The 18,104-nt window shown below is 56.5% G+C and carries 17 protein-coding genes; 11 read left to right on the forward strand and 6 right to left on the reverse strand.

Going from position 1 to position 18,104, the window contains the following annotated elements; genetic code table 11:
* Positions 1-53 precede the first annotated feature (53 nt).
* Positions 54-1,127, forward strand: coding sequence for a DUF1176 domain-containing protein (locus ABIB18_RS18795; protein ID WP_031375843.1), 1,074 nt, complete (start codon positions 54-56; stop codon positions 1,125-1,127).
* Here the strand turns inward: ABIB18_RS18795 and ampH are convergent.
* From ampH to amiA, 6 genes are all read right to left on the reverse strand, one after another.
* Complete coding sequence (gene ampH, locus ABIB18_RS18800; protein WP_031375844.1) at positions 1,124-2,287, reverse strand: D-alanyl-D-alanine-carboxypeptidase/endopeptidase AmpH; 1,164 nt, start codon at positions 2,285-2,287, stop codon at positions 1,124-1,126. The genes ABIB18_RS18795 and ampH overlap by 4 nt on opposite strands.
* A gap of 253 nt (positions 2,288-2,540) precedes the next feature.
* Positions 2,541-4,541, reverse strand: a complete 2,001-nt coding sequence (gene tkt / locus ABIB18_RS18805; RefSeq protein WP_031375845.1) for a transketolase — start codon at positions 4,539-4,541, stop codon at positions 2,541-2,543.
* A 58-nt stretch (positions 4,542-4,599) separates the two neighbouring features.
* Positions 4,600-5,550 carry a transaldolase gene (gene tal, locus ABIB18_RS18810; protein ID WP_031375846.1) on the reverse strand — a complete coding sequence of 317 codons (951 nt, stop codon included), beginning with the start codon at positions 5,548-5,550 and terminating at the stop codon, positions 4,600-4,602.
* 584 nt (positions 5,551-6,134) lie between these two features.
* Entirely contained in the window at positions 6,135-6,980 is an 846-nt protein-coding gene (locus ABIB18_RS18815) for a class I SAM-dependent methyltransferase (protein ID WP_316552536.1), read from the reverse strand.
* 212 nt (positions 6,981-7,192) lie between these two features.
* Positions 7,193-8,107, reverse strand: a complete 915-nt coding sequence (gene hemF / locus ABIB18_RS18820; protein ID WP_354475230.1) for an oxygen-dependent coproporphyrinogen oxidase — start codon at positions 8,105-8,107, stop codon at positions 7,193-7,195.
* A gap of 100 nt (positions 8,108-8,207) precedes the next feature.
* Positions 8,208-9,059 (reverse strand): N-acetylmuramoyl-L-alanine amidase AmiA, encoded by an 852-nt coding sequence (gene amiA / locus ABIB18_RS18825; protein WP_069728730.1) that lies wholly within the window; start codon positions 9,057-9,059, stop codon positions 8,208-8,210.
* Between the two features lie 207 nt (positions 9,060-9,266).
* Here amiA and ABIB18_RS18830 point away from each other — a divergent pair, with 207 nt between their 5' ends.
* From ABIB18_RS18830 to ABIB18_RS18875, 10 genes are all read left to right on the forward strand, one after another.
* Positions 9,267-9,692 carry a GNAT family acetyltransferase gene (locus tag ABIB18_RS18830; protein ID WP_031375849.1) on the forward strand — a complete coding sequence of 142 codons (426 nt, stop codon included), beginning with the start codon at positions 9,267-9,269 and terminating at the stop codon, positions 9,690-9,692.
* Positions 9,682-10,149 carry a DUF2919 family protein gene (locus ABIB18_RS18835; protein ID WP_031375850.1) on the forward strand — a complete coding sequence of 156 codons (468 nt, stop codon included), beginning with the start codon at positions 9,682-9,684 and terminating at the stop codon, positions 10,147-10,149. Before ABIB18_RS18830 ends, ABIB18_RS18835 begins: the two co-directional genes overlap by 11 nt.
* Before the next feature lie 65 nt (positions 10,150-10,214).
* Positions 10,215-10,835: an RpoE-regulated lipoprotein gene (locus ABIB18_RS18840; protein WP_069728731.1), complete on the forward strand. Its 621-nt coding sequence runs from the start codon at positions 10,215-10,217 to the stop codon at positions 10,833-10,835.
* A gap of 259 nt (positions 10,836-11,094) precedes the next feature.
* Positions 11,095-12,111, forward strand: coding sequence for a sulfate ABC transporter substrate-binding protein (locus ABIB18_RS18845; protein ID WP_069728732.1), 1,017 nt, complete (start codon positions 11,095-11,097; stop codon positions 12,109-12,111).
* Positions 12,111-12,944, forward strand: coding sequence for a sulfate/thiosulfate ABC transporter permease CysT (gene cysT, locus ABIB18_RS18850; RefSeq protein WP_031375853.1), 834 nt, complete (start codon positions 12,111-12,113; stop codon positions 12,942-12,944). Before ABIB18_RS18845 ends, cysT begins: the two co-directional genes overlap by 1 nt.
* A complete protein-coding gene (gene cysW / locus ABIB18_RS18855) occupies positions 12,944-13,819 on the forward strand; it encodes a sulfate/thiosulfate ABC transporter permease CysW (protein ID WP_069728733.1) in 876 nt (291 codons plus the stop codon). The genes cysT and cysW overlap by 1 nt, the downstream gene beginning before the upstream one ends.
* Positions 13,809-14,897, forward strand: coding sequence for a sulfate/thiosulfate ABC transporter ATP-binding protein CysA (gene cysA / locus ABIB18_RS18860; RefSeq protein WP_046288180.1), 1,089 nt, complete (start codon positions 13,809-13,811; stop codon positions 14,895-14,897). The genes cysW and cysA overlap by 11 nt, the downstream gene beginning before the upstream one ends.
* 84 nt (positions 14,898-14,981) lie before the next feature.
* On the forward strand, positions 14,982-15,863 hold the full coding sequence (gene cysM, locus ABIB18_RS18865; RefSeq protein ID WP_031375855.1) for a cysteine synthase CysM: 882 nt from the start codon (positions 14,982-14,984) through the stop codon (positions 15,861-15,863).
* 170 nt (positions 15,864-16,033) lie between these two features.
* A complete protein-coding gene (locus ABIB18_RS18870; protein ID WP_031375856.1) occupies positions 16,034-16,714 on the forward strand; it encodes a response regulator transcription factor in 681 nt (226 codons plus the stop codon).
* A complete protein-coding gene (locus ABIB18_RS18875; protein ID WP_069728734.1) occupies positions 16,711-18,063 on the forward strand; it encodes an ATP-binding protein in 1,353 nt (450 codons plus the stop codon). Before ABIB18_RS18870 ends, ABIB18_RS18875 begins: the two co-directional genes overlap by 4 nt.
* Positions 18,064-18,104: the final 41 nt, after the last annotated feature.

Below are 18,104 nucleotides of genomic sequence, written 5' to 3' on the forward strand. Positions count from 1 at the left end.
CCCGTTGATGCGCTATCATCTCCACTCTGAGTATTCGGGGATCGATTTTCTTAATGTCGTATTGGATGAAATCGCTGTGGCTGTCGTCTTCGCTGTTGGTTGCCTCTGTGCAGGCCGAACCGTTGCAGAAGTCGTTTAACGACTGGCAAATGACCTGTAACAACGCGGCATTCTGCGTGGCACGCAATATTCCGGGCGACAAAGGATTAGTAATGACGATTTCGCGTCATGCGGGGGTCAATGACCGCCCGCTGCTGCGTATCGACTATGGCAGCGCCTACAGCGGTGAGCTGAAGGGCGGGCCGCTGCAGGATAATCTGTTGCTCGACCAGCGTCGCCTCAAACCCGATCTGAAACACTGGACGGTAGAACCCCATCATCTCGCCACCAGCAACGCCATCGCCATCGATGAATTCCTTGATTTGGTACTGGACGCAAAAACCGTGCAGCTCACCTACGATCCCAATGCCCTGATCTCGCTGCGCGGCATGAAAGCGGCACTGCTGCTGATGGATGATGTGCAGGGCAGGGTGAATGGCATGAGTGCCTGGGTTAAGCGCGGCGACCGGGCCAGCTGGGATGTGCCGCCGTCACCGACTCTGCCGCCATTACCGCCCGCGCCGCCTCAGCCTGCTGCGCTGACCCGCGAAGAGACCAGCGGACTGATCGATTACGGCACCTGGCGCATCAATACCGACTCCTGTTCGCTGGACCCGATGCGGCGCGAAGTGAGCGTGGCGCCGCTGACCGATCAGAAAGCGCTGCTGCTGGTGAGTTGCGAAATGGGCGCTTACAACGTGATCGATCTGGCGTTTGAAGTGACGCGCAGTCAGCCTTACGTGGCGAGAGGGGTGACGCTGACCCTGCCATTTACGCCACCGGGTACCAGCGAACGCCAGCTTGAGTTGATCAATGCGGATTACGATGCGGCTACCGGCCAGCTCTATACCTTTGGCAAAGGACGCGGATTAGGCGACTGCGGCAGAGCGACACGCTGGCAGTTTGACGGCACGCGTTTTGTGCTGGCGGAGTATGCTGAAGAATCGACCTGTGACGCCTGGCACAGCAGCGATGACTGGCCCACCCTGTGGGTAAGCCAGTCCGCCAGTGCGGTGCAGCAACGTTAACGAATCGCCTGCACCATCATCGGTGATCCCAGCTGGTTACCGACCAGTTCAGCCAGCATGTTGTTCACGCCATCGCTCATCGGTGTAAAGCGGGTGAGCGGTGAGCGGGTGACGACCACAAACACTCCCACATTATGCTGCGGCACCATCGCCATATAGGTAATGAAGCCGCCGCCACCGCCGGTTTTCTGAATGATGCCAGGACGTCCGGATTTTGGTCCCATATAGACCCAGCCCATTCCCAGCGCGTCGGCTTTGCCCGGCACATCCATGCCTTCAACTTTATGCAACTGCTCGCGGCGATAGATCAGCGTCTGCAGCCGATCGATCTGCGGCGTGCGCTGGTTGACCGATGAATTAAGGAACTGCTGCATCCAGCGACCCATATCATCCGGCGTGGAGTAGACGCCGCCGCTGCCAATCGCGGCCAGCGTATTGTTACAAGGGCTGGCGCCTTTCTCGGCCACCATTAACCGGCTGCACTGCTCTGGCGACGGGGTAAACGTGGTGTCTTTCATGCCGAGCGGTCGGGTAATCAGCTGCTGAAACAGCGCCGGATAAGGCGTACCCGCTGCCCGCGACAACGCATCGCTCAGCAGATCGTATCCCAGGTTGGAATAGGCGGCATCGCTGCCCGGTGCTGATTTAAGCGTGGCACCAGAGAGCCAGTCCCAGCGCTCAGCGCGTGTGGGCCAGACAAAGACCGGACGATGAGGTTTACCGCCGGGCTGCTCACGCGGCAGACCGCTGGTATGAGTCGACAGGTTAATCAGACGAATCGGCTGGCCGTTGTAGCCCGGTACCCGCGCGCCCGGCGGCGCATATTTACTGAGCGGATCGTCGAGGCGGATCTGGCCGCGCTCCGCCAGCTTTACCATCACTTCGCTGGTCATGAGCTTACTGAGTGAGGCGATGCGAATCAGCGAATCTTTTTGCGGACGCACATTGTTGCCTGGCCGGGTTTCACCAAAGCTGGCGAACACCCGCTGATTGCCATCAATGGCCACCAGCGCCATGCCGGTCGCGCCGCTGCCGTAAAAGATATGTTCCGCATAGCGATCGACAATCTGTGACGCCAGCAATGGATCGGGCGCGACCTGCGCCATGCTTTTTAATGGAAGCAGAGAAACCATTAAGGCCAGTAAATATGATGTGCGCATGTTCAACGGAGAGGGCTTCGCTATTAAATCGGCGGAAAATGGCTGCCTTAATACTTCAGGAAGTCGCCGACAGCAAACCGCAACATTCCATCAGACAGGAAGAGGCGGGCGGCCAGCGGACAGGCAGCGTAAAATAGGACGAGTCTATAGTAATCAGTTTGCGCGAGGCGGGAAGAGGGGTAAGCAGATTTTTTTCTGTTTCAGGCTATGAGCAGAAATGGCCCTTCCCGATCGGCCGGGAAGGGCAAAACCATTAAACTGGCTTGAGTAATGCTTCAGCGTGGCTGACGATGTTTTCAATCGTGAAGCCAAACTCAGGGAACAACTTACCGGCCGGCGCTGATTCGCCAAAGGTGGTCATCCCGACAATCGCACCATCCAGTCCGACATACTTGAACCAGTAATCAGCGATACCGGCTTCAACCGCCACGCGCGCTTTCACGCCGCTCGGCAGTACCGATTCACGGTAAGCGGCATCCTGTGCATCAAACAGGTCAGTAGATGGCAGAGAAACCACCCGGACTTTATGGCCACCGGTGGTCAGTTTCTCCGCGGCGCCAAGGGTGATCTCAATCTCTGAACCGGTCGCGATCAGAATCACTTCTGGCGTACCGTCGCAGTCTTTCAGCACATAACCGCCGCGCTTGATGTTCTCAATCTGCTCTGGCGTGCGCTCCGGTTGCAGCAGGTTCTGACGTGACAGGATCAGCGCCGTCGGGCCGTGATGGCGTTCTACCGCCGCTTTCCATGCCACCGCCGTCTCAACCTGATCGCACGGACGCCAGACGCTCATGTTCGGCGTCAGGCGCAGGCTGGCGATCTGCTCAACCGGCTGGTGCGTCGGGCCATCTTCACCCAGACCAATCGAGTCATGGGTATAGACCAGAATCTGCCGCGCTTTCATCAGTGCCGCCATACGCGCCGCATTACGCGCGTACTCAACGAACATCAGGAAGGTCGCGGTGTAAGGCACGAAGCCACCATGGTGAGCGATACCGTTACCAATCGCTGTCATGCCGAATTCACGCACGCCGTAGTGGATGTAGTTACCGGCCGGATCGTCTTTGATCGACTTCGAGCCTGACCAGATGGTGAGGTTACTCGGGGCCAGGTCAGCCGATCCGCCGAGGAACTCGGGCAGTAATTTACCGTAGGCTTCCAGCGAGTTTTGCGACGCTTTACGGCTGGCAATTTTCTGTGGATTGGCCTGCAGATCGTTGATGAATTTGGTGGCTTCCGCTTCCCAGGTAGACGGCATTTCGCCATTCATCCGGCGCTCATATTCCAGAGCCAGCTCAGGATGGGCCTGCTTATAGGCGGCAAATTTAGCATCCCAGGCTTTTTCGCGTTCCGCACCGGCGGCTTTGGCATCCCACTGCTGGTAGATCTCTGCCGGAATTTCAAACGGCGGATAGTTCCAGCCGAGCTGCTTACGCGTCAGCGCCACTTCTTCCTCACCCAGCGCCGCACCGTGTGACTCTTCTTTACCGGCTTTGTTCGGCGAACCGAAACCGATAATAGTGCGGCAGATAATCAGTGACGGCTTGTCAGTCACGCTCTGCGCTTCTTTGATCGCCTGGCTGACTGCTTCCGGATCGTGTCCGTCAATGTCGCCAATCACATGCCAGTTGTAGGATTCAAAGCGTTTATGGGTGTCGTCGGTAAACCAGCCTTCGGTCTCGCCATCAATCGAAATACCATTGTGGTCGTAGAAGCCGATCAGTTTGCCGAGGCCCAACGTACCGGCCAGCGAACAGACTTCGTGCGAGATCCCTTCCATCAGACAGCCATCGCCCATGAAGACATAGGTGAAGTGGTCAACGATGTCGTGATCCGGGCGGTTAAACTGCGCCGCCAGGGTGCGTTCGGCAATGGCTAAGCCGACAGCATTCGCCAGTCCCTGACCCAGCGGGCCGGTGGTGGTTTCAACGCCAGGGGTGTAGCCGATCTCCGGGTGGCCCGGGGTTTTTGAATGCAGCTGACGGAAATTCTTCAGCTCTTCAATCGGCAGATCATAACCGGTCAGGTGCAGCAGGCTGTAAAGCAGCATTGAGCCGTGACCGTTGGAGAGAATAAACCGGTCGCGGTCGAGCCAGGCGGGATTGGTCGGATTGTGTTTGAGGAAGTCGCGCCATAAGACTTCAGCGATATCTGCCATGCCCATTGGCGCACCCGGGTGACCTGAGTTTGCTTTCTGTACCGCATCCATACTCAGTGCACGAATCGCGTTTGCCAACTCTCTGCGTGAGGACATAAAGTTCTCCCTTGTTAAGAATCAGGGCGGGAAATTCCCGCCCGACTAAAAATGAACACTACAGGCGTGCGGCGAGCACATCTTCCAGCTTCTGCTGGTCAACCGCGAACTGACGGATACCGTCAGAGAGTTTTTCCACCGCCATCGGATCCTGGTTATGCTCCCAGCGGAACTCAGCTTCAGAGAGCGGCGACGGCTGATGGAAGCCTTCGGTTGATGGCTCCAGTTTACGTTCCAGCGGCGCATCGCTGTTCTGTAACTCTTCCAGCAGGTTAGGCGAAATGGTCAGACGGTCGCAGCCGGCCAGTGCCACAATCTGCTCCACTTTACGGAAGCTGGCGCCCATGATGATGGTGCTGTAGCGATGCTTTTTGTAGTAGTCGTAGATGCGACGAACGGATTTCACGCCCGGATCTTCATCGACCACATAAGGGTCCATCGGTTTGCGGCTGTTGTACCAGTCATAAATACGGCCAACAAATGGCGAGATCAGGAACACGCCCGCCTCGGCACAGGCTCGCGCCTGGGCAAAGGAGAATAGCAGCGTCAGGTTACAGTTGATGCCATTTTTCTCCAGCTCTTCTGCCGCGCGGATGCCTTCCCAGGTTGAGGCCAGCTTGATCAGAATACGTGAGCGGTCGATACCATGCTCTTCGTACAGGCGAACCAGTTTCTCTGCTTTAGTCACACACATGCCACGATCGAAAGAGAGGCGCGCATCCACTTCGGTCGAGACACGGCCCGGTACGCTTTTCAGAATCTCCATACCGAGGTTAATCGCCACTTTGTCGCTGGCGTTGATGATCTGCGTCTCTTTGCTGCCGCCCTGTTTTTTGGCGTAGTCGATCGCATCATCAATCAGGTGTTTATAGGCATCAAGACTGGAGGCTTTGAGGATCAGTGACGGGTTGGTGGTGGCGTCTTCCGGATGGTAATTGCGAATTGATTCGATATCACCACTGTCCGCCACCACGGTGGTGAACTGTTTTAGGGCTTCTAGCTGGTTCATTTCTAAACTCCTTGAAAAGAAAACATGAAAGCGAAAAGGGAGCACCTCAGGCCTCGTAGTCAATCTGTGGCGTGCTCTGCTACCGGGAACGCGAACCCATAACATTGCAACAGACACTTTCCGATGAAAATGCGGTTTCTCTGATTGTTGCGCTGCGAGGCGGTGCGAAGGAGCCGTCATGCGGTGTTAACCGTGGGGTGCGCCATATTCCACCTCTAAGCATAGCAGCCAGGATAAATGACGCAGGCAACACTGTAGCAATCCGTGCCGTATCAGCGACACTGGCAGCGTCAGCGGGTGGCGCACGACGGTTGAGGCGGGAGTGACACGCGTAAGCATTGCCGTCAGTCAGGCGGCAATAAAGGAAGCGTCGGCGAAGGGCGACAGCAGCGGCTGGTCCGCTAAGTTGATCTGTAATCGGGACCGGGGTTTTGATGTGGTGAGTGCAGAGTAAGTGCGTTGTGGAAAGACGGCGGGAAATCGGCCTCTTCCCCGGAGGGGAATAGCCGATAACCGTTGAGTGGCGTGTTATATCATCAGGATGAATACGGGCTGCCGGGGAAACTTATTGAATCGGAGCGCAGTTAAACACTTTCAAAAAATTCTGAGAACCCGATTTTTGGATGAGGATAGTGAAACTTGTTATGGCTCAGTGGAATATACATTCCTTCAGGCTCGCCGGGCATGAAGTAATTACCTTGCCATTTATTAGGTTCGCAAAGTCGGCTGTCATTATAAACGCTGCCGATAGGCGCGTAGGTGACATCCCGTCCGAAAATGGAATACACTGCCGCATCAACAAAATTAAAATACTTAGGTACGCCGCGCAAATGGGTATCCTGAATCAGGATGCTGTGCAGTTTATCGTTTAAATAATAGAGGCTGCCGAGATCACGAATCACCTGTTCAAACGAGTGTGAACCATCATGATGAACAATGATTTTGACATTCTCTTCGCCCATTAGCACATCTCTGACATACTCCGGCAGCGTACCGTGAAACATTCTGACCCGGCTTTCGACGGTTTCAGGGTAGCTTCTTCTGGCACGCTCATAGGCAAACTGTAAAAATTCAGGGCTGATATCGATTAAGTCGAGTTCAATGCCCAGATAGTGGGCACACCCCGCTAAAATTGAGGTGCTTCCACCCATAAATACGCCAACTTCAACGATTCTGTTTGCTTCGCCCAGAGACGATTTAATCGTATTGAAGATGTCGTAGTAATATTTTGCTGTGCATTGGTCTTCATAATGATCGTTGCCGGTGCCGGTGTTTCTTTTTGCAATCAGATCATCGAAGATAATGTTTTTACCCAGCCACGGGGTAAGGTTGGGTTTGAAGCCGCTGTATATTTCGATATTGAGACGCTCAGCTACCTCAGCAAATTTAAGCGATTGTAGTGTTTCGTCGGGATCTATAAAAAGTGCCATTGCTGTTATCCTTGTCGCGAGATTACTTATTATATCAATTAAAGGTCAGGCGCTAACGGATGAGCATCAAACAGAAGTGAACGCTATTCTGATATTATTTATGAGTGATTGTGGCAAATGGAATAACTTTATTATCAGCTACAGTGAAAGAGTGTATTCAGGGGGCGACGATCGTGACTCCGCAGCGCAGGCCGCGCTGCGGAGTCATGCGATCAGGCGGGAAGATTCAGCCAGTTCTTTACCGGCAGGAAATCGCGGTAGAGCGCGGCTTCAGGCGAATCCTCAGTCGGCTGGTAAGCATATTCCCAGCGCACCAGCGGCGGCATCGACATCAGGATCGATTCGGTACGGCCGCCGGTCTGCAGACCAAACAGCGTGCCGCGATCCCACACCAGATTGAACTCCACATAGCGGCCGCGACGATAGAGCTGGAACTGTCGTTCACGGTCGCCCCACGGATGATCTTTACGTCGTGCCACAATCGGTAGATAGGCATCGATAAAGCCGCGGCCCACCGCCTGCATAAAGCTGAAGCAGTGCTCAAAGTCAGGGGTATTAAGATCGTCAAAAAACAGGCCGCCAATGCCGCGCTGCTCATCGCGATGTTTGAGATAGAAGTAGTCGTCACACCACTTTTTATAACGTGGATAGATATCGTCACCGAACGGCTGGCAAATATCGAAGGCGGTCTGATGCCAGTGCAGCGCATCCTCTTCAAAGCCGTAAAACGGCGTCAGGTCAAAGCCGCCGCCAAACCACCACACCGGATCGGATCCCGGTTTCTCAGCAATAAAGAAACGGACGTTAGCATGGCTGGTGGGCACGTAAGGATTATGTGGGTGGATCACCAGCGAGACGCCCATCGCTTCAAAGCTGCGACCCGCCAGCTCTGGCCGGTGCGCGGTTGCCGAGGCCGGCATTTGATCGCCATGCACATGCGAAAAGTTGACGCCCGCCTGTTCAAATACCGCCCCGTTGCGCAGCACACGGCTCTGCCCGCCGCCGCCGCCGGGACGCTGCCAGCTATCTTCGGCAAACTGTGCGCCGCCATCTTCTGCCGCCAGGCGGCTACAAATCTCATCCTGCAGGGATAGCAGGAATGCTTTTACGCGGGAAATATCAGCCATCTCTTCGCTTATTGTTAGTCAAAGTCTGCCGCGATTATACGCAAAATCTGGCGGCTTGCATGGCTGCGGCGGTGTTAGTGCGCTGAACAGCTGGCCACAATCAGGCGTTGTGGCGATCGAATTCATCGAAGTAGTTGACGATACCGCTGGCAATGGCAGCGGCAATCTTCTGGCGGAACGCGCTGGTGCCGAGCAACTGTTCTTCACGCGGATTGGTAATAAACGAGGTTTCGACCAGCACCGAAGGAATCGACGGCGACTTCAGTACCGCAAACGCCGCCTGTTCGGTGTGCTGACTGTGCAGATGGTGCACCGGCCGGATCTGGTCCAGCACGTGCTTACCGAGCGTCAGGCTGTTTTTGATGGTGTCGGTCTGCACCAGATCGAACAGAATTTGCTGCAGATAGTGATCCTGCTGCTGCACCTTCACGCCGCCCAGTTTGTCGGCATCGTTTTCCCGCTGCGACAGATAGCGTGCCATTGAACTGCTGGCGCCGCGATTGGAGAGCGCAAACACCGAAGCGCCATTAGCGTCCGGGCTGGTGAACCCGTCGGCATGGATCGACATAAACAGATGCGCGCCGTGCTGATGGGCAATCTCGACCCGCTGATACAGCGGAATGAAATGGTCGCTGTCGCGCGTCAGCCGTACTTCAATGCGCGGATGGCTCTGTAACTGACGCTGCACATTGCCGGCGATCTCCAGCACGATGTGCTTCTCTTCCGATCCCTCTTCGCCCACCGCGCCAGAGTCAACGCCGCCGTGGCCGGGATCAAGCATGACGATGCGCTTGCCATTTTTGGCTGGTGGAGCAGGGCGCGGATGACGCGTACTGTTCTGCAGCCCAGCAGACGCCTCTTTGGCCTGAACGGCACGCGGCGATAAAATGGCCAGCGCCAGCCCGGAAAGCAGTAACTGGCGACGGTGGATCAAACGTTTAAGCAAATGCATGTGCGGGTCCGTTCAGAAGAATGTTGCCGATGTTATAGCGTAACGCTATGCCGGCTGCGATCTCTGAAACATTTCAGGGCATTACTTTGTATTTCAGTCCGCGAACAGAAAATTTGCGTTTTTTGTTTGTCGCCAGCGTGGCGAGGGTTGCGTGTGTCGAAGAATGCGTGATAATCAGCAAATTGTGGTTAGTTGCAGGTAAAGAAGATGGAAATCCGCGCCTTCCGCCAGGAAGATTTTGAAGAAGTGATCACCTTATGGGAACGTTGCGATTTGTTACGGCCATGGAACGATCCGGAGCTGGATATCGAACGTAAGATGCATCACGACCCCGATCTTTTTCTGGTCGCTGAAGTGGGCGGTGTGGTAGTGGGCACGCTGATGGGGGGCTACGATGGCCACCGCGGTGCCGCTTACTATCTGGCGGTCCATCCAGATTATCAGGGCCGCGGCTTTGCCAATGCCCTGATGAACCGGCTGGAGAAGAAGCTGATTGCCCGCGGCTGTCCGAAACTGCATCTGATGATCCGGGAAGAGAACGATCAGGTGGTAGCGTTTTACGAGAAGCTCGATTACGAGCCGGTTGATGCGCTGCTGTACGGCAAGCGTCTGATTGAAGATCGTGAATATTAATCCGTCACCCGACTATCTGCCGGATGAATATGATGGCAAAGGGCAGCTGCGGCTGCCATTTCTTTTTTGGCTGATCCTGCTGCTACAGGCACGCACCTGGCTGCTGCTGGTGATGGCCGGGGCTTCACGTCAGCAGGGCAACGATCTGCTCGCGCTGTTCTATCCTGACCAGCAGGCGTTCTGGATCGGTCTCGCGCTCGGGTTACCGGCGCTGGCGGGGCTGCTGCTGACCGGCTACCGGACGCGCTGGCCGCGTCTGTGGCAACACTGGCGCAGCGTGCTGGCGCTTTCACTGCTGGTGAATTTACTCTGGCAGGGCGTGCAGTTTATTCAGGGCGATCTGCTCAGCTCGCCGCTGCCGCTGTTACTGACGCTGTTTGACCTGCTGGCGTTGATCTGGCTGCAAAGCAACCGGCGTCTGCGCGACTGCTTTCTGCCCGAACACCATCTTAAATAAACTTTTTGCCGCTTTGCGACTCCAATCAGTTCCGCCTTTCCGGCATCGCATTAACAGGAGTTTTCATGAAAGCTGTTCGTTCCACGCTACTGATGGCCGCCGTTGTGTTGAGCGGCTGCGCCAGCAACGCCGGTTCCGGCGCTGACAGCAGCCAGCAGGTAAGCTGGTGGAATCCGCTGAGTTATCACTGGTCATCAACGCTGCCGTGGAACTGGTTTGGTTCTTCGCTGACCGTGACCGAGCAGGGCGTGGGCGGCTTAACCGCCTCAACTGCCATGAGCGAAAGCGCCATTAATGACGGACTGAACGGCGACTATAGCCTGCGTCAGGGGATGCGCAGTCAGAACGGCCAGGTGGTTTCTTTCTGGCAGGCGCTGAAGGATGGCGAGGTTAAAGTGGTGGTGTACGGTCAGTCACAGCCAGAACGCATTGAAGTGATGGACAGCAATATTGTCAGCGCTGACGGCAGCAAAGTTGGCGATCTGTTCAGCAATAAATTCACGAAAGCCTTCGATAACTGCGCGCTGGCCAGCGGAACCGATACCCGCGACGTCGCCTGCCGCGTGCCCGGCAGTCAGCATCTGACTTACGTTTACCACGGCGACTGGCACGGTCCGGAAGGGTTAATGCCTTCTGACGACACGCTGAAAAACTGGAAAATCAGCAAGATAGTCTGGCAGCGTTAAGACTGTCAGCGGCGCGTGCGGCGGGCTGTCCGGCAAGCCCGCCGTTGTCCCGTACGTCTCTCTCAATCACCCAGCGGACGCGACCTGCCGTCCGCCTCGTCTTTTGCTGAAAACAGCATAAACTTCGCCGCCGTCTTATGCTTTTTTCGACTTTGAAATCATCAAACGATATATAAAACCGTTACTGGTTTTCACACAGTTATAAATAAACTGGTGCCTCAGCGGGTGAGATCCGCATCAAACTTTTTCAGGGTGCCAAATGACATTACAAGCGATGAAAAAAATCGTGAGCGGTATCGCCTTGTCGCTGAGCGTGGCCGGCGCAGTCCATGCTACTGAATTACTTAATAGCTCCTACGATGTGTCGCGTGAGCTGTTTGTTGCCCTGAATGCACCGTTTATTAAACAGTGGGATGCCAGCCATCCGGCCGATCCCCTGACCATTAAGATGTCACATGCCGGCTCTTCGAAGCAGGCACTGGCGATTCTGCAGGGGCTGCGCGCGGATGTGGTCACCTACAATCAGGTTACTGACGTGCAGGTGCTGCATGATAAAGGCAACCTGATTGCGGCGGACTGGAAAAACCGACTGCCTAACAACAGTTCGCCGTTTTACTCCACCATGGCGTTCCTGGTGCGTAAGGGCAATCCAAAGCAGATTCATGACTGGTCAGATCTGGCCCGCAACGACGTGAAGCTGATTTTCCCCAATCCAAAAACCTCCGGTAATGGCCGTTACACTTATCTGGCTGCCTGGGGCGCTGCGGACAAAGCCGATGGCGGCGATCAGGCCAAAACCCGCGCCTTTATGACCCGGTTTTTGAAAAATGTTGAAGTGTTCGATACCGGCGGCCGCGGCGCAACTACCACCTTTGCTGAGCGTGGCCTCGGCGATGTGCTAATCAGCTTTGAGTCGGAAGTTAACAACATCCGCAATCAGTACGGTAAAGACCAGTATGAAGTGGTGGTGCCAAAGACCGACATTCTGGCGGAGTTTCCGGTGGCGTGGGTGGATAAAAATGTCGCCCACAACAACACCACTGACGCGGCCAGCGCTTACCTTAATTATCTCTATACCCCGGCTGCTCAGGCGATCATTACCCGTTACTACTACCGGGTGAATAATCCGCAACTGATGGCGGAGCAGAAAGATCGCTTCCCGCAAACCACGCTGTTCCGGGTTGAAGACGCCTTTGGCGGCTGGGATAAAGTGATGCAGACCCATTTCGTCAGCGGCGGTGAGCTCGACAAATTGTTAGCGGCGGGGCGTGGATAATGTTTGCAGCCAGCCAGAAACGCGTATTGCCCGGCTTTGGTATCAGCCTTGGCACCAGTCTGCTGTTTACCTGTTTAATTCTGCTGCTGCCAATCAGTGCAGTGCTCATGCAGCTGTCGCAGATGACGCTGCAACAGTACTGGGATGTGATCACCAATCCGCAGCTGATTGCCGCCTATAAGGTGACGCTGCTCTCTGCGGGCGTGGCTTCGCTGTTTAACGCGGTGTTCGGCATGCTGATGGCGTGGATCCTTACCCGTTACCGTTTTCCTGGTCGTACATTGCTGGATGGCCTGATGGATCTGCCGTTCGCCCTGCCGACGGCCGTGGCGGGCTTGACGCTGGCCGGTCTGTTTTCAGTCAACGGCTGGTATGGACAGTGGTTTGCCCATTTTGATATCAAAATTTCCTACACCTGGATCGGCATTGCCATCGCGATGGCGTTCACCAGTATCCCGTTTGTGGTGCGAACCGTACAGCCGGTGCTGGAGGAGTTAGGCCCGGAGTATGAAGAAGCCGCCGAAACGCTGGGTGCCACGCCGTGGCAGAGTTTCCGCCGCGTAGTGCTGCCGGAAGTCGCGCCCGCGCTGCTGGCAGGTACCGCCTTGTCGTTTACCCGCAGCCTGGGTGAGTTTGGTGCGGTGATCTTCATTGCCGGTAACATCGCCTGGAAAACCGAAGTGACCTCACTGATGATTTTCGTCCGGCTGCAGGAGTTTGATTATCCGGCTGCCAGCGCTATCGCCTCGGTGATTCTGGCCGCCTCGTTGATTCTGTTGTTCGCGATTAACACATTACAGAGCCGCTTTGGCCGTCGTCTGGGAGGCCACTAATGGCAGAGGTTTCGCAACTTAATCATGCTGCCCGCCAGCCGGTAAACTGGGGCAAATGGCTGCTGATTGGTATCGGGGCGCTGGTGTCGGTCCTGCTGCTGGTGGTGCCGATGGCCTCGATCTTCTGGGAAGCACTGAACCAGGGATTAGGCGTGGCGCTCGGCAATCTGGCGGATGGCGACATGCTGCATGCGATCTGGCTGACGGTGCTGGTCGCTCTGATCACTGTGCCGGTCAACCTGGTGTTCGGTACGCTGCTCGCCTGGCTGGTGACGCGTTTTACCTTCCCGGGACGACAGCTGCTGCTGACGCTGTTTGATATTCCGTTTGCCGTCTCGCCGGTGGTGGCCGGTCTGATGTATCTGCTGTTCTGGGGCGTCAACGGCCCGGCTGGCGGCTGGCTGGATGCACATAACATCCAGATTATGTTTGCCTGGCCCGGCATGGTGCTGGCGACGGTGTTTGTTACCTGTCCGTTTGTCGTCCGTGAACTGGTGCCGGTGATGCTGAGCCAGGGCAGTCACGAAGATGAAGCGGCGGTTCTGCTGGGCGCTTCTGGCTGGCAGATGTTCCGTCGGGTCACGCTGCCGAATATCCGCTGGGCGCTGCTGTACGGCGTGGTGCTGACCAACGCCCGCGCGATTGGTGAATTTGGTGCGGTCTCGGTGGTATCGGGATCGATTCGCGGTGAGACCTATACCTTACCGCTTCAGGTTGAATTACTGCATCAGGATTACAACACCGTTGGCGCGTTTACCGCCGCTGCGCTGTTGACGCTGATGGCAATTGTCACGCTGTTTCTGAAGAGCATTGTGCAATGGCGCTTAGCGCATCAGCACAACCGCTTGCAACAGGAGGGAAATCATGAGCATTGAGATTAACAAGATCAACAAATCCTTTGGTCGCACGTCGGTGCTGAACGATATCTCTCTTGATATTGCCTCGGGCGAAATGGTGGCGCTGCTGGGCCCGTCTGGCTCGGGAAAAACCACGCTGCTGCGTATTATTGCCGGACTGGAGCATCAGAACAGCGGTCAGATTCGGTTTCATAACCATGACGTCAGTCGCCTGCACGCCCGCGACCGTCAGGTAGGGTTTGTGTTTCAGCACTATGCGCTGTTCCGTCATATGACGGTATTCGACAACATCGCCTTTGGCCTGACGGTGCTGCCGCGTCGTGAGCGTCCGTCCACGGCGGAAATTAAACAGCGCGTGACCCGCCTGCTGGAGATGGTGCAGCTGGCGCACCTGGCGAATCGTTTTCCGGCGCAGCTGTCGGGCGGACAGAAACAGCGTGTGGCGCTGGCGCGTGCTTTAGCGGTTGAACCGCAAATCCTGCTGCTGGATGAGCCGTTTGGCGCGCTGGATGCGCAGGTGCGTAAAGAGCTGCGCCGCTGGCTGCGTCAGCTGCATGAAGAGCTGAAGTTTACCAGCGTATTCGTCACCCACGACCAGGAAGAGGCGATGGAAGTGGCCGATCGCGTTGTGGTAATGAGTCAGGGCAATATCGAACAGGTTGGTACGCCAGATGACGTCTGGCGCGATCCGGCGACCCGCTTCGTGCTGGAGTTCCTTGGTGAAGTAAACCGCTTTGACGGCGAAATCCAGGGTTCACAGTTCCATGTAGGTGCACATCACTGGCCGCTGGGCTACACCTCGGCGCATCAGGGCGCGGTGGAACTGTTCCTGCGTCCGTGGGAGATTGATGTTTCGCGCCGAAGCAGCCTGGAAACGCCGCTGCCGGTTCAGGTGCTGGAGATCAGTCCGCGCGGACATTTCTGGCAGCTGGTGGTGCAGCCTGCCGGCTGGCAGAGCGAGCCGTTCTCGCTGGTATTTGAAGGCGAGCAGACCGCACCGATTCGCGGCGAACGCCTGTTTGTCGGCCTGCAGCAGGCGCGTCTCTATCAGGGCGACACCCCGCTGCGCGCAGTTGCCTTTGCGCAGAGCGCCTGATATTTTCTCATCAACACCGGGCGGGAGTGTGACTCCCGCCTTTTTTTTGCCATTTTTCTTTTGCACTACGCCAGGAACGACACCGTGACGACTCTCGAAGATACCATCGGCAATACCCCGCTGATTAAGCTGCAGCGCCTGACGCCCGCCAACGGCAGCGAGGTGTGGCTCAAGCTGGAAGGCAATAATCCGGCGGGTTCGGTCAAGGATCGCGCGGCCTGGTCGATGATCCATCAGGCAGAGTTGCGCGGCGAAATCACACCCGGCGATCAGCTGATTGAAGCCACCAGTGGCAATACCGGCATTGCGCTGGCGATGATCGCCGCGCTGAAAGGCTACCGGATGCGTCTGCTGATGCCCGATAACATGAGTCAGGAGCGGCAGGATGCGATGCGCGCTTACGGCGCGGAACTGGTGCTGGTGTCGCGCGATCAGGGAATGGAAGGTGCCCGCGACCTGGCGCAGGCGATGGCAGCGCGTGGCGAAGGCCGGGTACTCGACCAGTTCAATAATCCGGATAATCCGCTGGGCCATTATCAGACCACCGGCCCCGAGTTATGGCAGCAGTCAAACCAGCGGATGACCCATTTTGTCTCCAGTATGGGCACCACCGGTACCATTACCGGCGTCGGGCGTTACCTGAAAGAGCACAATACCGGGGTGCAGGTGATCGGTTTGCAGCCCAGTGAGGGCAGCAGCATTCCGGGGATCCGTCGCTGGCCGCTGGCCTATCTGCCGGGCATTTACCGACCCAATCTGGTCGATGACGTGATTGATATGTCACAACAGGAAGCGGAAGAGACGATGCGCGCGCTGGCGCGACGTGAAGGGATTTTCTGCGGCGTAAGCTCCGGTGGCGCGGTGGCGGGCGCCTTGCGGATCGCCGCTGCCCATCCCGGCAGCGTAGTGGTGGCGATCGCCTGCGATCGCGGCGATCGTTATCTCTCGACCGGCCTCTATCAGTAACTTCATCTCCGCCTGAACCGGCCTGCGTGCGCGTTATTGCTGCCCGCAGGCTTTTTTTTGGCGTGGCCTTATGCCGTCGGCAGTGCTAAATCTGTAAGGATCGCGTAAATCAGGCTGCGCCCTGGTGCAGCTCAGGACAAAATAGCGGCAATTTTGTACGAGAGATAAAAATGAAAATCCTGCTTGTTGATGATGATGTTGAATTAGGCACCATGTTAAGCCAGTACCTGATCGCTGAAGGGTTCGATGCGCAGCTGGTGTTAACCGGTAGCGCCGGGATTCAGGGGGCGCTGTCCGGACAATACACCGCAATGATTCTGGATATCATGCTGCCCGATATGAGCGGTATTGATGTGCTGCGTCAGGTGCGGCAGAACAGCCGTTTGCCGGTGATTATGCTGACCGCGAAAGGCGACAATATTGATCGGGTCATCGGACTGGAGATGGGCGCGGATGATTACATGCCGAAACCCTGCTATCCGCGTGAACTGGTGGCCCGTCTGCGTGCGGTGCTGCGCCGGTTTGAAGAGCAGGCGCCGCAGCCGGATACCAAAGAGCCGCTGCGCTGGCGCGAGCTGACGCTCAATCCTGCCACCCGCATTACCGAATGGCAGGGCAAAGCATTTGATCTGACCGCCTCGGAATTTAACCTGCTGGATCTGTTGCTGCGCGCGCCGGATCGGGTGGTATCGAAAGATGAGCTGTCAGAAAAGGGGCTCGGTCGTCCTCGCGAAGCCTATGATCGCAGCGTCGATGTCCACATCAGTAATATCCGCCAGAAGTTAAGCGCCTTAACCGCTGACAGCGTGAATATCGAAACCGTGCGCAGCATTGGTTACCGTATTCGATGAAGCAAAGCTACCGTGGACGGATGTTCTGGAAGATTCTGATCGGCTTCTGGATAGTGTTCGTCATCATGAGCCAGTTACTCTGGCTGGGCTTTTCGCTCTCCGGTAAACGCCATGAGCCGCCTGAAATCGTCGCCATCCGGCGGACCGTCGATTTGCAAATGGCCTCTGCGGTGTCGGTGCTGGAGCGGGGCGGTCCGGCGGCGCTGGAGGATATGATGGCGGGCTGGGAGCCTAACGATCGCCAGTTTTTTACCGTGATACAGCATGCGCGGCCGGCCGGTCAGCCCAGTCTGCCCGAGCGGCTAAATTCACCGTTTGAAGGCCGGATCCCCGACCAGATTGTGCGCTGGGTGCGCGGCGCAGATAACAAAGAGTATGAGCTGCGCTACAACATTAAAGGCATGCGGGAAGACAGCAGCATGAACATGATGCCGCGCAAATTTCTCAATATTCCCGAGCCGATGTTCGTGTTTGCCGGATCGGTCGGCCTGTTGTTCAGCCTGCTGCTGGCCTGGAACCTGACACGACCGATGCGTCAGTTACGCGAAGGCTTTTCCCGGGTCGCCGAGGGCGATTTAAGCGTGCGGCTGTTTCCAATGATGCGCAAACGCCACGATGAGATTTCCAACGTGGCGGAAGCCTTTGACGCGATGGTTGAACGGCTGGAAACGCTGGTGCGGGCGCGCGAAGAGCTGCTGCACGATATCTCCCATGAGCTGCGCTCCCCGCTGGCGCGGCTGCAGCTGGCCACCGGACTGGCGCGCCAGACGCCGGAAAGCGTCGGCAGTTCACTCGATCGGATTGATGAAGAGGCGCGCCGGCTGGACAAAATGATCGGTGAATTGTTAACCCTGTCGCGCGCCGAACATGAAAGCATTCCGGATGAGCAATATTTTGACCTGACCGGATTACTTGAGGCGGTGGTCACCGATGTCCGCTATGAAGCGCAGATCCCCGGCGTCAGGGTTGAGTTTCTGGTGGATCAACAGGCCGACTATACGGTGCGCGGTAATGCGGAGCTGATACGGCGTGGCGTCGAGAACGTGCTGCGCAATGCGCTGCGCTTTTCGCTGCCCGGTCAGCAGATTGAGGTACGCTTAAGTGTGGAACAGCAGTGGCTGGCGATTCGGGTGCGGGATCAGGGGCCGGGTGTCGATGAAGAGAAGTTATCCAGCATCTTTGACCCGTTTGTGCGGGTCAATTCGCCGCTGATGGGCAAAGGCTATGGCCTTGGGTTGGCTATCGTGCGCAAAGTAGTGCTGGCGCATCATGGCGAGGTCAAAGCGATCAACCGTCCTGATGGCGGGCTTGAGCTGACGCTGCGTTTACCGCGCTGGCAGCAGCCCTGAGCCTTGCCGGCTGGCAGAAACAATAACGGCACCCGAAGGTG

It is taken from the genome of Pantoea sp. UYEF8 (assembly GCF_040546285.1).
GTDB lineage: Bacteria > Pseudomonadota > Gammaproteobacteria > Enterobacterales > Enterobacteriaceae > Pantoea > Pantoea brenneri.

Bases quoted from the DNA above. Each gene is read 5' to 3' on its own strand.
- ABIB18_RS18840 (WP_069728731.1), top strand. From the start codon at position 10,215: ATGAAAGCTGTTCGTTCCACGCTACTGATGGCCGCCGTTGTGTTGAGC.
- tal (WP_031375846.1), bottom strand. From the start codon at position 5,550: ATGAACCAGCTAGAAGCCCTAAAACAGTTCACCACCGTGGTGGCGGAC.
- ampH (WP_031375844.1), bottom strand. From the start codon at position 2,287: ATGCGCACATCATATTTACTGGCCTTAATGGTTTCTCTGCTTCCATTA.
- ABIB18_RS18875 (WP_069728734.1), top strand. From the start codon at position 16,711: ATGAAGCAAAGCTACCGTGGACGGATGTTCTGGAAGATTCTGATCGGC.
- ABIB18_RS18815 (WP_316552536.1), bottom strand. From the start codon at position 6,980: ATGGCACTTTTTATAGATCCCGACGAAACACTACAATCGCTTAAATTT.
- cysW (WP_069728733.1), top strand. From the start codon at position 12,944: ATGGCAGAGGTTTCGCAACTTAATCATGCTGCCCGCCAGCCGGTAAAC.
- ABIB18_RS18870 (WP_031375856.1), top strand. From the start codon at position 16,034: ATGAAAATCCTGCTTGTTGATGATGATGTTGAATTAGGCACCATGTTA.
- cysA (WP_046288180.1), top strand. From the start codon at position 13,809: ATGAGCATTGAGATTAACAAGATCAACAAATCCTTTGGTCGCACGTCG.
- amiA (WP_069728730.1), bottom strand. From the start codon at position 9,059: ATGCATTTGCTTAAACGTTTGATCCACCGTCGCCAGTTACTGCTTTCC.
- cysT (WP_031375853.1), top strand. From the start codon at position 12,111: ATGTTTGCAGCCAGCCAGAAACGCGTATTGCCCGGCTTTGGTATCAGC.
- ABIB18_RS18830 (WP_031375849.1), top strand. From the start codon at position 9,267: ATGGAAATCCGCGCCTTCCGCCAGGAAGATTTTGAAGAAGTGATCACC.
- ABIB18_RS18845 (WP_069728732.1), top strand. From the start codon at position 11,095: ATGACATTACAAGCGATGAAAAAAATCGTGAGCGGTATCGCCTTGTCG.
- ABIB18_RS18795 (WP_031375843.1), top strand. From the start codon at position 54: ATGTCGTATTGGATGAAATCGCTGTGGCTGTCGTCTTCGCTGTTGGTT.
- tkt (WP_031375845.1), bottom strand. From the start codon at position 4,541: ATGTCCTCACGCAGAGAGTTGGCAAACGCGATTCGTGCACTGAGTATG.
- hemF (WP_354475230.1), bottom strand. From the start codon at position 8,107: ATGGCTGATATTTCCCGCGTAAAAGCATTCCTGCTATCCCTGCAGGAT.